Source organism: Pseudomonas putida, assembly GCF_050990305.1.
In the GTDB taxonomy this organism is placed as follows: Bacteria; Pseudomonadota; Gammaproteobacteria; order Pseudomonadales; family Pseudomonadaceae; genus Aquipseudomonas; species Aquipseudomonas putida_AH.
The window spans coordinates 2,132,795-2,146,229 of the sequence record NZ_CP158817.1 but is presented as its reverse complement, the minus strand read 5'-3'; the positions used below and the strand labels follow the sequence as shown (position 1 = coordinate 2,146,229).

12 protein-coding genes and 4 tRNA genes are annotated in these 13,435 nt (G+C 59.3%); 1 reads left to right on the top strand and 15 read right to left on the bottom strand.

Annotated elements, in window-relative coordinates; all coding sequences use genetic code 11:
- Window positions 1-54: 54 nt before the first annotated feature.
- From ABTV22_RS09900 to ABTV22_RS09890, 3 genes are all read right to left on the bottom strand, one after another.
- Window positions 55-249, bottom strand: coding sequence for a hypothetical protein (locus tag ABTV22_RS09900; RefSeq protein ID WP_433739759.1), 195 nt, complete (start codon window positions 247-249; stop codon window positions 55-57).
- 405 nt (window positions 250-654) lie between these two features.
- A complete protein-coding gene (locus tag ABTV22_RS09895) occupies window positions 655-822 on the bottom strand; it encodes a hypothetical protein (protein WP_433739757.1) in 168 nt (55 codons plus the stop codon).
- A 124-nt stretch (window positions 823-946) separates the two neighbouring features.
- A tRNA-Val gene (locus ABTV22_RS09890) sits at window positions 947-1,023 on the bottom strand.
- A gap of 183 nt (window positions 1,024-1,206) precedes the next feature.
- Between ABTV22_RS09890 and ABTV22_RS09885 the strand changes: the two genes are divergently transcribed.
- Window positions 1,207-2,490, top strand: coding sequence for an NAD(P)/FAD-dependent oxidoreductase (locus ABTV22_RS09885; RefSeq protein ID WP_433739756.1), 1,284 nt, complete (start codon window positions 1,207-1,209; stop codon window positions 2,488-2,490).
- A gap of 93 nt (window positions 2,491-2,583) precedes the next feature.
- On the opposite strand, the gene ABTV22_RS09880 is transcribed toward ABTV22_RS09885, so the two are convergent.
- The 12 genes from ABTV22_RS09880 to ABTV22_RS09825 form a co-directional block, all read right to left on the bottom strand.
- The gene (locus ABTV22_RS09880; protein WP_433739754.1) at window positions 2,584-3,555 is read right to left on the bottom strand and encodes an XdhC family protein; all 972 of its coding nucleotides are present in this window, start codon (window positions 3,553-3,555) and stop codon (window positions 2,584-2,586) included.
- 1 nt (window position 3,556) lies between these two features.
- The gene (locus tag ABTV22_RS09875) at window positions 3,557-4,792 is read right to left on the bottom strand and encodes a c-type cytochrome (RefSeq protein WP_433739752.1); all 1,236 of its coding nucleotides are present in this window, start codon (window positions 4,790-4,792) and stop codon (window positions 3,557-3,559) included.
- A gap of 2 nt (window positions 4,793-4,794) precedes the next feature.
- On the bottom strand, window positions 4,795-5,334 hold the full coding sequence (locus tag ABTV22_RS09870; protein WP_150771093.1) for a (2Fe-2S)-binding protein: 540 nt from the start codon (window positions 5,332-5,334) through the stop codon (window positions 4,795-4,797).
- Window positions 5,327-8,158: a xanthine dehydrogenase family protein molybdopterin-binding subunit gene (locus ABTV22_RS09865; RefSeq protein WP_433739751.1), complete on the bottom strand. Its 2,832-nt coding sequence runs from the start codon at window positions 8,156-8,158 to the stop codon at window positions 5,327-5,329. Before ABTV22_RS09865 ends, ABTV22_RS09870 begins: the two co-directional genes overlap by 8 nt.
- A 137-nt stretch (window positions 8,159-8,295) precedes the next feature.
- Window positions 8,296-8,610 (bottom strand): hypothetical protein, encoded by a 315-nt coding sequence (locus ABTV22_RS09860; protein WP_433739749.1) that lies wholly within the window; start codon window positions 8,608-8,610, stop codon window positions 8,296-8,298.
- A 27-nt stretch (window positions 8,611-8,637) separates the two neighbouring features.
- Window positions 8,638-8,714, bottom strand: a tRNA-Asp gene (locus tag ABTV22_RS09855).
- Window positions 8,715-8,806: 92 nt separating this feature from the next.
- Window positions 8,807-8,883, bottom strand: a tRNA-Asp gene (locus ABTV22_RS09850).
- A gap of 53 nt (window positions 8,884-8,936) precedes the next feature.
- A tRNA-Val gene (locus ABTV22_RS09845) sits at window positions 8,937-9,012 on the bottom strand.
- 247 nt (window positions 9,013-9,259) lie between these two features.
- Window positions 9,260-10,033 carry an SDR family oxidoreductase gene (locus ABTV22_RS09840; protein ID WP_433739747.1) on the bottom strand — a complete coding sequence of 258 codons (774 nt, stop codon included), beginning with the start codon at window positions 10,031-10,033 and terminating at the stop codon, window positions 9,260-9,262.
- Window positions 10,030-11,241: an O-succinylhomoserine sulfhydrylase gene (locus ABTV22_RS09835; protein ID WP_433739745.1), complete on the bottom strand. Its 1,212-nt coding sequence runs from the start codon at window positions 11,239-11,241 to the stop codon at window positions 10,030-10,032. Before ABTV22_RS09835 ends, ABTV22_RS09840 begins: the two co-directional genes overlap by 4 nt.
- A 73-nt stretch (window positions 11,242-11,314) precedes the next feature.
- Complete coding sequence (gene purF, locus ABTV22_RS09830; protein ID WP_207264065.1) at window positions 11,315-12,820, bottom strand: amidophosphoribosyltransferase; 1,506 nt, start codon at window positions 12,818-12,820, stop codon at window positions 11,315-11,317.
- A 41-nt stretch (window positions 12,821-12,861) separates the two neighbouring features.
- Entirely contained in the window at window positions 12,862-13,422 is a 561-nt protein-coding gene (locus ABTV22_RS09825; RefSeq protein WP_433739744.1) for a CvpA family protein, read from the bottom strand.
- Window positions 13,423-13,435: the final 13 nt, after the last annotated feature.

Here is a 13,435-nt window from a genome sequence, read left to right as displayed (position 1 = left end):
CATGGGTGAACAGGGCCTAGATGCACAGAGCCCAGCGCAATGGCTGGGCTCTGTTCACTTTCTGGTGTCCATCATTTTGTCGGCAAGGGCCTTGGCCCTCTCGATCAATAAATTCTGCCTGTCTTCATGGGTAGCGCCACCGACAACGGGTGCGGTCAGATTGCTTTCGGCAATCAGCGCGGCGCAGAAGTATTGATCCCAAACGGCTTGGCTGTCGGACGATGGCTTGCTTACAGGGTCGGAGATCATGATCGACTCCTTTGGATGAGATAGCGCATACCATTCTACGCCTGAATGGCGATGTGACGGCGGTGATTCAGCCATCAGGTCGGTGACATGCATATCAGGCTAGAGGATCCATCTGAGAAGCACGTGAGATGCAATCCACGGGGACGCTTCCACCACCGTCCACTGAAGCAAGAGGCAAACAGACAGATAAGCCGCAAGGAACTTGATCATCGCTCGCCTCCCCATTCAACACTCTCCCGCTCAAAAATCAGCGAAACGCGTGGACATTTACGGGTTGGACGCAATTAGGCGCCGACAGTTCAATGACAAATAGAATTGGTTTTCATTCGAAGGCATTGAGCCGACATTCTTTCATGAATGAATGGGCTCTGTGGGCAACGTAGGTGCCGTCAAACCCCTGGAAACTCAACCGTCTTGATCGAACTGATCGAGATAATCGACGTCATCATCCACGTCGTGCTCATCGTCATAAATCGCCTGAGCATCTGCCTCGGCGAATGACTCTATGTCATGGAATTCGAGATCGAGCAGGTGGTCATGCTCGGGCTCGGGAATATCAATCTCATCGGTCATTTGTGTTTCCTGCGTCGACTACACTGCGCGAAGGGCTTCTGTACAAGCACCAAACGCCAGGCAACAAAAAAGGGCCCACCTTTCGGTGAGCCCTTCTAGACCGCCCAGCAGAGCGGATTTTGTTTGGTAGGCGCGATTGGACTCGAACCAACGACCCCCACCATGTCAAGGTGGTGCTCTAACCAACTGAGCTACGTGCCTGCTGTGAGGCGGCATTCTACGGAATTCCGGAGGGGTGTCAACACCTTTTTTTGAGCTAACCCTATGAATATGCAAAATATTTAATTTTGTGGTCGCAAAGAAGATTTTCCGGTGGCTGGCGGGAGATTTTCAACTCGGGTAGGATCGATGCACTCGTAAAATATATTAAACAGAGGCAGCAGGATGGCGAACACTCCCTACCCAGAGTCCTACTACGCCGCATCGGCCAATGCGACGCCTTCGCGCCCAGCTTTACAGGATGACGTTGAGACGGATGTCTGTGTGATCGGTGCCGGGTATACCGGCCTTTCCTCAGCCTTGTTCCTGCTGGAGAACGGTTTCCGGGTGACGGTGCTGGAAGCGGCGAAGGTGGGGTTTGGCGCGTCGGGGCGCAATGGTGGCCAGATCGTCAACAGTTATAGCCGCGATATCGATGTGATCGAACGCAGCGTCGGACCCAAGCAGGCTCAACTGTTGGGCCAGATGGCGTTCGAGGGCGGGCGGATCATTCGGGAGCGGGTTGCCAAGTACAACATCCAGTGCGATCTGAAGGACGGTGGCGTGTTCGCCGCCATCACCGCCAAGCAGATGGGCCACCTGGAATCCCAAAAGCGCCTGTGGGAGCGCTTCGGTCATACGCAACTTGAGTTGCTGGACCAACGACGGATCCGTGAAGTAGTGGCTTGCGATCAATACGTCGGTGGCATGCTCGACATGAGTGGCGGGCATATTCACCCGCTCAATCTGGCGCTGGGCGAAGCGGCGGCGGTTGAGTCACTGGGTGGCACGATTTATGAGCAATCGCCTGCGGTGCGGATCGAGCGCGGCGCAAACCCGGTCGTGCACACGCCACAGGGTAAGGTTCGGGCAAAGTTCATCATCGTGGCTGGCAATGCGTACTTGGGTAATCTGGTGCCGGAATTGGCCGCCAAGTCGATGCCTTGCGGCACACAGGTCATCACTACAGAACCCTTGGGCGATGCGTTGGCGAAAAGCCTGCTGCCTCAGGATTACTGCGTCGAGGACTGCAACTATTTACTGGACTACTACCGCCTGAGCGGCGATAAACGCCTGATTTTCGGCGGTGGCGTGGTGTATGGCGCACGGGACCCGGCAAACATCGAGGCGATCATCCGACCGAAGATGCTCAAGGCGTTCCCGCAGCTCAAGGACGTGAAAATCGATTACGCCTGGACCGGCAATTTCCTGCTGACCCTGTCACGCCTGCCGCAAGTTGGGCGCCTGGGCGACAATATCTATTACTCACAAGGCTGCAGCGGCCATGGCGTGACCTACACGCACTTGGCGGGCAAGGTGCTGGCTGAAGCGCTACGTGGCCAGGCTGAGCGTTTCGACGCGTTCGCCGACCTGCCTCACTACCCGTTCCCGGGCGGGCAATTGCTGCGCACGCCGTTTGCGGCATTGGGTGCCTGGTATTACGGATTGCGGGACAAGTTTGGGTACTGATTCAGATCAAAATCAAAAGATCGCAGCCTTCGGCAGCTCCTACAGTAAAACGTGGTCAATGTAGGAGCTGCCGAAGGCTGCGATCTTTTAGAGTTAAACCCGATCTCGCGGGATGCCACTACGAATCCGCAAGATATCAGCCAGTACCGCCAAGGCAATTTCCGCCGGCGTCTTGCTGCCCAGGTTCAGGCCAATCGGCGCATGAATCCGCGCTAACTCCCCCTCCCCCAAACCGCCAATACGCCGCAAACGCTCGAAGCGCTTTTGCGAAGTTTGCACCGAGCCCATCACACCGATGTAAAACGCCTCGGTGCGCACCGCTTCCATCATCGCCAGATCATCAATGCGTGGATCGTGGGTCAACGCGACCACTGCTGTGTCACTGTGGCAGCCACCATCAGCGATAAACACCGACGGCAGCTGGCGGCGAATCTCCACATTGTCCAGCACTACGCCCTCGAGCACTTCATCTCGCGGATCGCAAAGAATCACCTCGAACCCCAGACCCACGGCGAACTCCGCGCAGGCCTGCGCCACGCTGGAATACCCAGCCAGCAGCAAGCGCTGCGCCGCGCCGATGCGTAACCGTACGCGATCGATTTCACGCTCGACGCGCACACCCTGTTCGCGATCATCAAACAGACTGCGCACACCGCTGGCCAGATCGACTTCACGGATCAACCGCCGTCGACCCAACAGTGCCGACTCCAGTTCGCGCAAATGCGCCTGTACGTCGCAATCAGGCTCAAGCTTTTCGACCAGCACATCGAGCACGCCGCCACAGGGCAGACTGACCCGCGAGCGCGGGTCATCGCCTTCGCCGTAGCGCACAACGCTGACCGCCTGCTCAAATGCACCTTCGGCGACGCGCTCCAGGAAGTCTTCCTCGACACAGCCGCCGGACAGTGAACCGATCCACTGCCCGTCAGCATTCACCGCCAGCAGCGAGCCCGGAGCACGTGGCGCGGAACCATAGGTCGCGAGCACGGTGCACAGCCAGACACATTGCCCGGCTGTCGACCACTCCAGTGCCCGACGCACCACTTGCAGATCCAGATGCTGCATGTCAGTGCGCCTTGTGCTCGAGCGGCGGCGCATCGGCTCGCAGCTTCTGCACGTCGTTCACCGCCAGGTCACCCGCTTGACCGCCCCACCCTTGGCGCAGGTAGTTCAGCAAGTCGGTGAGTTGCTCATGACTGAGCTTCTCGGCAAAACCGGGCATGGGTTGCATGTGTTCGAACCCGGCAAACTTCTGCTCACCGATACCATCGTCAATCACCCGCACCAGGTTGCGTGGATCTTCCAGGCGCAGTGTGGTGTTGCCGCGCATGGCCACGGCGATGTGCGGCTTGCCTTCGCCATCAACCGCGTGGCAACCGGCGCAGACGTTCAAATATTCCTGACGGCCGCGCTGGGCGCTCGCACTGAGCGTGTCCAGCGGCACATCAGTCAGCACTTTCGCCGCCGGTGGCTGATCGCCGAGCAGGAAGGTCGCCATGGCCGCCAGATCCGGGTCATTGAGGCCTTGGGTGCTGTTGTGGAACACCGGGAACATCTCGTTGAACATCGTGCCCTGGGCACTCATGCCGTGCTTGAGGAACGAGCTCAAGTCCTGATGATTCCAGCCGCGAGCGGCCAGGTCAGTGGCCAGCAAACTTGGCGCCAGATAGCCATTGAGCAAACCGCCGGTCATGCGCTTGTCCTGTTGCATCGCGCCCGTGACATTACGTGGCGTATGGCATTCGCCGCAGTGACCGAGCACGTCGACCATGTACTGGCCGCGCTTCCAGGCTTCGCTTTTACCTTCGGTCGACGCCAGCTTCACGTCTTTGCCGTACATCATGTTCCAAGCGATCAGGCCCGGACGAACGTTGAACGGGAAGCTCAGACTGGTCACCGGGGCCGCGCGCTCAATGGGCTCGAAGGTTTTCAGATACGCATGAATCGCGTCGGAATCTTCTCGCGGCATCAGGTGATACGAGGTGTACGGCATCGCCGGGTACAGGTTGGCGCCATCGCGACGCTTGCCTTCGGTCAACGCAGCGAAGAACTCGTCATCGTTGTACAAACCGATACCGTGCTCTTTGCTCGGGGTGATGTTGGTGCCGTAGATCGTGCCGAATGGCGAGACGATCGGCAGACCGCCGGCAAAGGGCGCGCCACCCGGTGCGGTATGGCAGGCCATGCAGTCGGCGGCGCGGGCGAGGTATTCGCCGCGCTTGACCTGATCATCCGCCTGCGCCAACAACACCGGCGCAGCCAAACCAACCGCCAATGCCAGGCGGGTCAATAGATGCTTCATGCTTAACCTTCCTTGACCAGGCCGAGATCCGTCAGCACGTTGCGCGTGGCGTTGTAGTAACGCACGTACCCGGTGCAACGGCAGATGTGGTGACCGAGGCTGTCTTCGATGACTTTTTCCAGCTGGCTTTTGACGGTCGGCTGACGCTGCAGCTTTTCCACCAACACGGTCGCTGCATTGACGAAACCTGGCGCGCAGTAGCTGCACTGGAAGGCGAACTCGTCAACGAAACGCTGCTGGATCGGGTTCAGTTCGGTGACCTTGCCCTGCTCGTCGCGGGTCGCATGACCTTCGATGGTCCGTACTTTCTTGCCTTCGAAATAGTGCGCGCCGGTGATGCAGGTGCGCACTTCTTCGCTGGTGCCGTCCGGGTTGTCGACGATCACCACGCAGGCGTGACAGATGCCCTGGCCACAGCCCAGGCGAGAACCGGTGAGGTTCTTGTATTCGTGCAGGTAGTCGATCATCGGCAGGTCATCAGGGATGTCCACCGGGCCGACGGTTTGACCGTTGAGGGTCAGTTGAAGCGGACGGTTAGCCATTGAGGGCCTCCTTGATGCGTGCAGAAGTGATAGGCAGGTCGCGGACACGCTTGCCGATGGCATGGGCCACGGCGTTGCCGATGGCGCCGACCACCGGAATCATCACCACCTCGGCGATGCCTTTGGACGGGTCGCTCGGGGACAGCGGCGGCAGGATTTCAGACGTCTGTTTCCAGACCGCCACGTTGCGTGCCATTGGCAGACGGTAACGGTTGAAGTTCCAGTCACCCTCCCCCGGACCGCCTTCGTACAGCGGCATGTCTTCCATCAGCGCATGACCAATACCCATGGCTGTACCGCCTTCGATCTGGCCCTTGACCAGCTCCGGCACCAGCACCCGCCCGCACTCGACCCACGAGTGATGGTTGAGCACTTCGACTTCCGCCGAGCCCTTGTTCACTTTCAATTCCACCAGGGTTGCCACGGGGCTGTAGTAAGTCACTGCCGCGTTGTTCAACTGGGTTGGTGGGTAGGCAATGTTCTGCCGATCCAGCAGATGGAAACCGGCGCTGGTCATCTGCGCCAGCTTCGCCTTTGGTGCACCCTCGCCGTACTTGACCGCCAGACCATCTAGCGGCAGACGCTCGCGAACGCCGTCGATGCTGAACTCGGCCTCGGCCCAGCTCCAGCGGTTGAAACCGTGCACCGTGGCGCCGGTGACCAGACCACGCTCGTGAGCACGCTTGGCCAGCATCGCAAACGGCAGCGGCTCCATGCCGTTGGCGGTGAGCTTGCCGTCGACCCAGTGGGCGTCTTCGCGGCGCACTACGTAAGGGTTGGCCTGGCCGCCGTACGGGCCTTGTCGCCAGATTTCCAGCGCTGCCGGCCACAAGCCGTGGTTGAACAGAACACGTGCCGCTTCACGGGTGGCGTGGCTGAAGTAGTAGGCGGAGTTGGTCGCCGACGAAGCCGACGCGATCTTGCCGACCCAACGCGGGTTGCGCAGGAAGCCATCCTGTTCGGCCTGGCTCATGATGTAAGGGTTGCCGCCGGTGATCAGCTGCATTTCCTTCCACTCGGTTTCACCGGTTTTCACTTCGTGCGCTGGCAGACCGAGGAAATCGGCCACGACCATTGCTTGCGAGGTGGACATCCCGGTGCCGATTTCGATGCCGATGTGACGCAGGTTGATACGACCGTCAGCGGTGATTTCGATGCTGGCCATCGGCGCTTCGGAACCGGTGCCGAAGTCTTTCTGGCAGATGGCGAAACCGATACCGTACCAGTTGTCCGGGTCGGCCGCTTCACGCTGCTTCTTGATGGCGTCGCGGTTTTTCCAGGTTTCGTGAACAGCCGCCTTGTCGAGAATCTCATGCAGACGCAAGGCACCCGCAGGCACCGCGCCCTGGGTGTTTTTCATACCCGAACGCAGGGCATTTTTGCGACGCAGTTCGATGGCGTCGACACCCAGGCGATCGGCGATTTCATCGACCATCATCTCGGTGGAAGCCATGCTCTGCAGGGTGCCGTAGCCACGCATCGATCCAGCCTCTACGGCGCGGGAATGGTAAGCGGTGACCTGCAGGTCGTTCTGCGGCATGTAATAGATCGACTGTGCTGCGGTGGCGCCAACCGCCGCCACCGAAGGGCTGTAGTTGACACGCCCACCGCCGTCGACGCTCATCTCGGCGCGGAAAATCTTGAAGCTGTGATCCGTCTTGTCCACCGCCAGTTGGTAGCGGATATCGAATGGGTGACGCTTGATTCCGCTCTGGAACTGCTCGTAGCGGTCGTTGGCCAGACGCACCGGCACACCGGCGCCGTACAGCGCAGCGAGGGCTGCGTAGTAGACGAAAATGTTGTGGTCCTTGGAACCGTAACCCACGGTGTAACCCGGGTGCATGTTGAGGTTGGCCAGGCCGAAACGCGATGGCGCGATCATCTTAGCGGTCTCGGTCGCGGCTTCCAGCGGGCACTGGGTGGCTACGACAAAGTGCAGGGTCTTGGTCGCAGGGTCGTACCAGCCGTTGCCGTTGTCCGGTTCCATCGCTGCCGGTTCGATCGACGGGGTCTTGTAGCGTTCGTCGAACACCAGCCAGTTGTCCGGCGGGGTGTCGATCTCTTTCTTCATGCGGTCGGCGTAAAAAAGGCCCCGCTCGGTCAGGTTGCCATGCAGGTTCGGCTGGGAATTCCACACCGGCCGACGGTTTTTCAGCATCGGGAACAGGATCGAGTCCTTGAGGCTGGCGAATTCATCTTCGTCCGCCGAGGTCGCACCGCCGACACGTACGTAACGGAAGCTGCCGTAGGGATCGCCTTCGTAGAACGGCACCTGGGCACCGTAACGAATCGCCTTGTCGTTGAACTTGAGTTGGGCCTTGGCCTTGCGGAAACGCTCGAAGTCGTTCCAGATCAGGATCGCCACCGGATGACCGATGAACATCGGCACCTTGCCAGCCGGCAACAGTGGATCGGGGGCGTGCTCTTCCGGGAAAACGATGCCGTCCTTGACCAGGTCTTCGGCGGTGACGATGCGGTCAGGCTGCAACTCGGCGCCCAGCCACGACAAGTCATAACCGTCATAGATGCGGTCGGCCTTGATGGTTTTGAGCAACATGGCGTGGCCTTGCTGCTGTGGCCAGCCCGGCATGTCCTTGGCGCGAATGTCGCGAGCAAAGACCTTGCTGCCGCAGACCTTGGACAAGGCATCGTTACGGGCGCGCGCCTTGCCGTTGTTGCCAAGCCATTGCTCGGACGGAACGGTCACACTGTTTTCCATCAGGGCTGCCAGCGCCTGGCTGCTCAGCGGTGTGAGCGTCACGCTCACACCCGCCACCAGCCCGCCCTGAAGGAACGAGCGCCGGGATATTTCACGGTTGGACATGGATCATCCTCTGGGCGGTTATGGGAGCCGCCCTTCTGGTTATGTACTGGAATTCTTGAGTCTTGCAGAAGCCCTTCTTGACGGTTCAAGGGCTGAAATGAGCGTGCAAAGCTGACTGAAGGGTTAAGTTTATAGGCTTATGCGCTTGCGGCAAACAGCAGAAACAAAAAAATTGACCAAAGAATCAAAATTTTACGGCTTTGCTTCGCTGAGGCAGCTCTTCCTGTAGGAGCGAGTTCACTCGCGATGGAGGTCAACGATGACGCGCTCGGACTGATTAAACGGGGCGTCACAACGTTTTTCGCGAGCAAGCTCGCTCCTACAGAAATCGTCTGCCGGGAAAAGGAGAAGGGAAAAAAAACCAAATTCCAGAAACAAAAAACCCCGGTCTTTCGACCAGGGTCTTTGCTATCGATCCGAAGCAAGCGCTGATGGCTTTCTTCGTGCTTCAAGGCGTTCAGTGGTCCTTGATGCAGATATGGCGCAGCGGACGGGACTCGAACCCGCGACCCCCGGCGTGACAGGCCGGTATTCTAACCGACTGAACTACCGCTGCGTATCGCTGTGGACTTGCGTCCAGGTAACTCGCTTGATTGAAAGCTTCGGTGCTTTTCAATCACGAACCGGCTTAAACCGATTCGTTAAATATGGCGCAGCGGACGGGACTCGAACCCGCGACCCCCGGCGTGACAGGCCGGTATTCTAACCGACTGAACTACCGCTGCGCGTCGGTGGAGGCATTTCTGCTTCCATCTTGCTTTCGCAAGACTCTCGGAAGTGGTGGGTGATGACGGGATCGAACCGCCGACATTCTGCTTGTAAGGCAGACGCTCTCCCAGCTGAGCTAATCACCCGTTTGCATCTCCGAGGCCGCGAAATTTACGCAGGTAGCGAACCTAAGTCAATAGCAGGATTGAAGTTTTTCTGAAAAAGACAAAATTCTTTCAATCGATACAGCATCGACAACCGTCAGACCGCTTTCCCGAGCAAGCCCGCTCCCACATTTGACTGCATCGTTGAAGATGTACGCGGACAAATGTGGGTGTGAGCTTGCTCGCGAAGGCGGTGGCACATTCACCACCGCTCGGTGTCAATGCCCGACTACTCGCTGTAAATCATCTTCTTGGTCATGCCACCATCCACTACGAACTCCTGACCCGTGACGAAACCGGCATTCTTCGACAGCAGCCAGGCCACCATCGACGCCACGTCCTCGACCGTCCCTACCCTACCCGCCGGATGCTGGGCATGATCGGCGTCAGTCAGCGGCTCAGCGCGGCGCACCGAAGGGTCGCGCGCATCGATCCAGCCAGGACTGACCGCGTTGACGCGAATCTCCGGCCCAAGGCTGATGGCCAACGCATGGGTCAGCGCCAACAGGCCACCCTTACTCGCCGCGTAGGCCTCGGTATCAGGTTCAGACTGCCCGGCGCGGGTCGAGGTCAGATTGACGATTGCTCCGCTGTGCGCGCGCAAATACGGCGCACAGTGCTTGGCCAAGAGCATCGGCCCAGTGAGATTGACCGCCAACACCCGATTCCAGTCATCCAGATCGAGACTTTCCAGGGTGATGTTGTGCGGATCGGCAACCGCAGCGTTGCACACCAACGCATCGAGGCGCCCGAACTGCCCCAGCACCTCGGCAACGCCCAATGCCACCTGCCCTTCGCTCGCCACGTCCATGGCGACGAACCAGGCGTTTTCACCCAGTACCTTCGCCACTTTCGATCCGCGCACCCGATCCACGTCCGTCAGCACCACTTGCCAGCCTTCGCTGATCAGCCAGGCGGAAATGCCGAGCCCGATGCCCCGCGCAGCACCGGTGACCAGCGCCACACGGCCATTGGAAGCGGCTGGCGTGGACAACTCGATCACAAGGCAGCCAACCCGCGCGCCAGGTCGGCTTGCAGATCCGCCACGTCTTCCAGACCGACCGCGATGCGAATCAGGCTGTCACGAATGCCCGCGGCCTCACGCTCTTGCGGCGCCAGACGGCCGTGAGAGGTGGTGCTTGGGTGCGTAATGGTGGTTTTGCTGTCGCCCAGGTTGGCGGTAATCGAAATCAGTCGGGTCGCATCGATAAAACGCCAGGCACCCTCTTTGCCGCCCTTGACCTCGAAACTCACCACCGCGCCAAAGCCCTTCTGCTGACGCCGCGCCAACTCGTGCTGCGGATGGCTCTTGAGGCCCGCGTAATGGACTTTCTCGATTCCATCCTGCTGCTCCAGCCATTCGGCCAGCTCCTGGGCATTGGCACAATGTGCCTTCATGCGCAGGTTGAGGGTCTCCAGGCCCTTGAGGAAGATCCAGGCGTTGAACGGGCTCAGGGTAGGTCCGGCGGTACGCAGGAACCCAACCACTTCTTTCATTTGCTCGCTGCGACCGGCCACGACACCACCCATGCAACGGCCCTGACCGTCGATGAACTTGGTGGCCGAATGCACGACGACATCCGCGCCCATTTTCAGCGGTTGCTGTAACGCCGGAGTGCAGAAGCAGTTATCAACCACCAGCATCGCGCCCTTGGCGTGGGCGATTTTCGCCAATTCGGCGATATCCACCAGTTCGGCCAAGGGGTTGGACGGCGATTCGACGAACAGCAATTTGGTGTTGGGCTTGATCGCCGCATCCCAGCCGGACAAGTCTGCCAGAGGCACGTAATCGACTTCGACGCCAAAGCGCTTGAAGTACTTTTCGAACAGGCTGATGGTCGAACCGAACACGCTGCGCGACACCAGCACGTGATCACCGGCGCTGCACAGGCTCATCACGACCGCCATGATCGCGGCCATGCCGGTAGCCGTCGCAACGGCTTGCTCGGCACCTTCCAGGGCGGCAATGCGCTCTTCGAATGCGCGCACGGTAGGGTTGGTGTAGCGCGAGTAGACGTTACCCGGCACTTCCCCGGCAAAACGCGCGGCCGCGTCGGCGGCGGTGCGGAACACATAGCTGGAAGTGAAGAACATCGGATCACCGTGCTCGCCTTCCGGCGTACGGTGCTGACCGGCACGTACGGCCAGGGTATCGAACGCTACGCCTTCGAGGTCGCTGTCCAACCGACCGGCATCCCAATCCTGACTCATGCTGTCACTCCTTTCCCTATTCTCGTCAATTAAAAGCCAGATACAAAACCGGCCCCTCAGGGCCGGTAGAAAATCAGTTGTTGTACAGATCGATGATCGCACTGACCGCCTGGGTCTTGACCTTCGAGGCATCGTTTCGTGCCTGTTCGATCTTGTTCAGGTAGGCCTCGTCGACGTCGCCGGTCACGTACTGGCCGTCGAACACCGCACAATCGAACTTTTCGATCTTGATCTTGCCGCCACCGACCGCTTCGATCAAGTCAGGCAAGTCCTGATAGATCAGCCAGTCGGCGCCAATCAGATCCGCCACGTCCTGGGTCGAACGGTTGTGGGCGATCAGTTCGTGGGCGCTCGGCATGTCGATGCCATACACGTTCGGGAAGCGCACGGCCGGAGCGGCGGAGCAGAAGTAAACGTTCTTGGCGCCCGCTTCCCGTGCCATCTGGATGATCTGCTTGCAGGTGGTACCGCGAACGATGGAGTCGTCCACCAGCATCACGTTCTTGCCGCGGAATTCCAGCTCGATCGCATTGAGCTTCTGGCGTACGGATTTTTTCCGCGCAGCCTGACCCGGCATGATGAAGGTACGACCGATGTAACGGTTCTTCACGAAGCCTTCGCGGAATTTCACGCCCAGGTGATTCGCCAGCTCCAGGGCCGCAGTACGGCTGGTGTCCGGAATTGGAATGACCACATCGATATCGTGATCAGGACGCTCGCGCAGAATTTTCTCGGCCAGTTTCTCGCCCATGCGCAGACGGGCCTTGTACACCGACACACCGTCGATGATCGAGTCCGGACGCGCCAGGTAGACGTGTTCGAAGATGCATGGAGTCAAGGACGGGTTGGTCGCGCACTGACGAGTGTGCAGCTTGCCGTCTTCAGTGATGTAGACCGCTTCACCCGGTGCCAGGTCGCGAATCAGGGTGAAACCGAGCACGTCCAGGGACACGCTTTCTGAAGCGATCATGTACTCGACGCCTTCGTCGGTATGACGCTGGCCGAACACGATCGGGCGGATGCCGTGTGGATCGCGGAAGCCGACAATGCCGTAACCGGTGATCATTGCCACGACCGCGTAACCACCGACGCAACGGTTGTGGACGTCAGTGACGGCCGCAAACACGTCTTCTTCGGTTGGCTGCAACTTGCCACGCTGGGCCAGTTCGTGCGCAAACACGTTGAGCAGCACTTCCGAATCGGAGCTGGTGTTGACGTGGCGCAGGTCGGATTCGTAAATCTCCTTGGCCAGCTGTTCAACGTTGGTCAGGTTACCGTTATGCGCCAGGGTGATGCCGTATGGCGAGTTGACGTAAAACGGTTGAGCTTCGGCCGAGGTCGAGCTGCCTGCGGTCGGGTAGCGCACATGGCCGATACCCATGTGGCCGACCAGACGCTGCATGTGACGCTGTTGGAACACGTCACGCACCAGGCCATTGTCCTTGCGCAGGAATAACCGGCCATCATGGCTGGTCACGATACCGGCAGCGTCCTGGCCGCGGTGCTGGAGGACGGTTAGCGCGTCATACAGCGCCTGATTGACGTTCGACTTACCGACGATACCGACGATGCCACACATGCGACGCAACCCCTACTTAATGGATCTGAACTGAGCACCACTCACTGAGGCGTTTTGGCCATCGGCAAGAGTTGCTCCTTGAACGGTATATCAGCGGGTACGCTGATTCCGCTGGCTAGCCACTGACTGCTCCACCCGAGGATCAGGTTTTTGGACCAATCGGCGACCAATAGAAATTTTGGCACGAGCTGGGACTGTTTCCACCACTCGTCCTGCTGTACCGGCCCCAGGCTCAACAGCCCGACCGCCACGACCACCAGCAACACGCCACGCGCGCCGCCGAAAGCCATGCCGAGGAATCGATCAGTCCCGGACAGCCCGGTGACGCGTACCAATTCGCTGATAAGATAATTGACCATTGCGCCGACGATTAATGTGGCGACAAACATTATTGCGCAACCCGTGATCACACGGGCTGATGGTGTCTGGATGTATCCGGCGAGGTACTCGGACAATGAGCCACCAAACATCCAGGCAACGACCCCTGCGATGATCCAAGTCACCAGCGACAGTGCTTCTTTGACGAAGCCGCGGCTCAGACTGATCAATGCGGAGATGGCGACGATTGCAACGATCGTCCAGTCAACCCAGGTAAATGGCACAGTGCAGCCTACA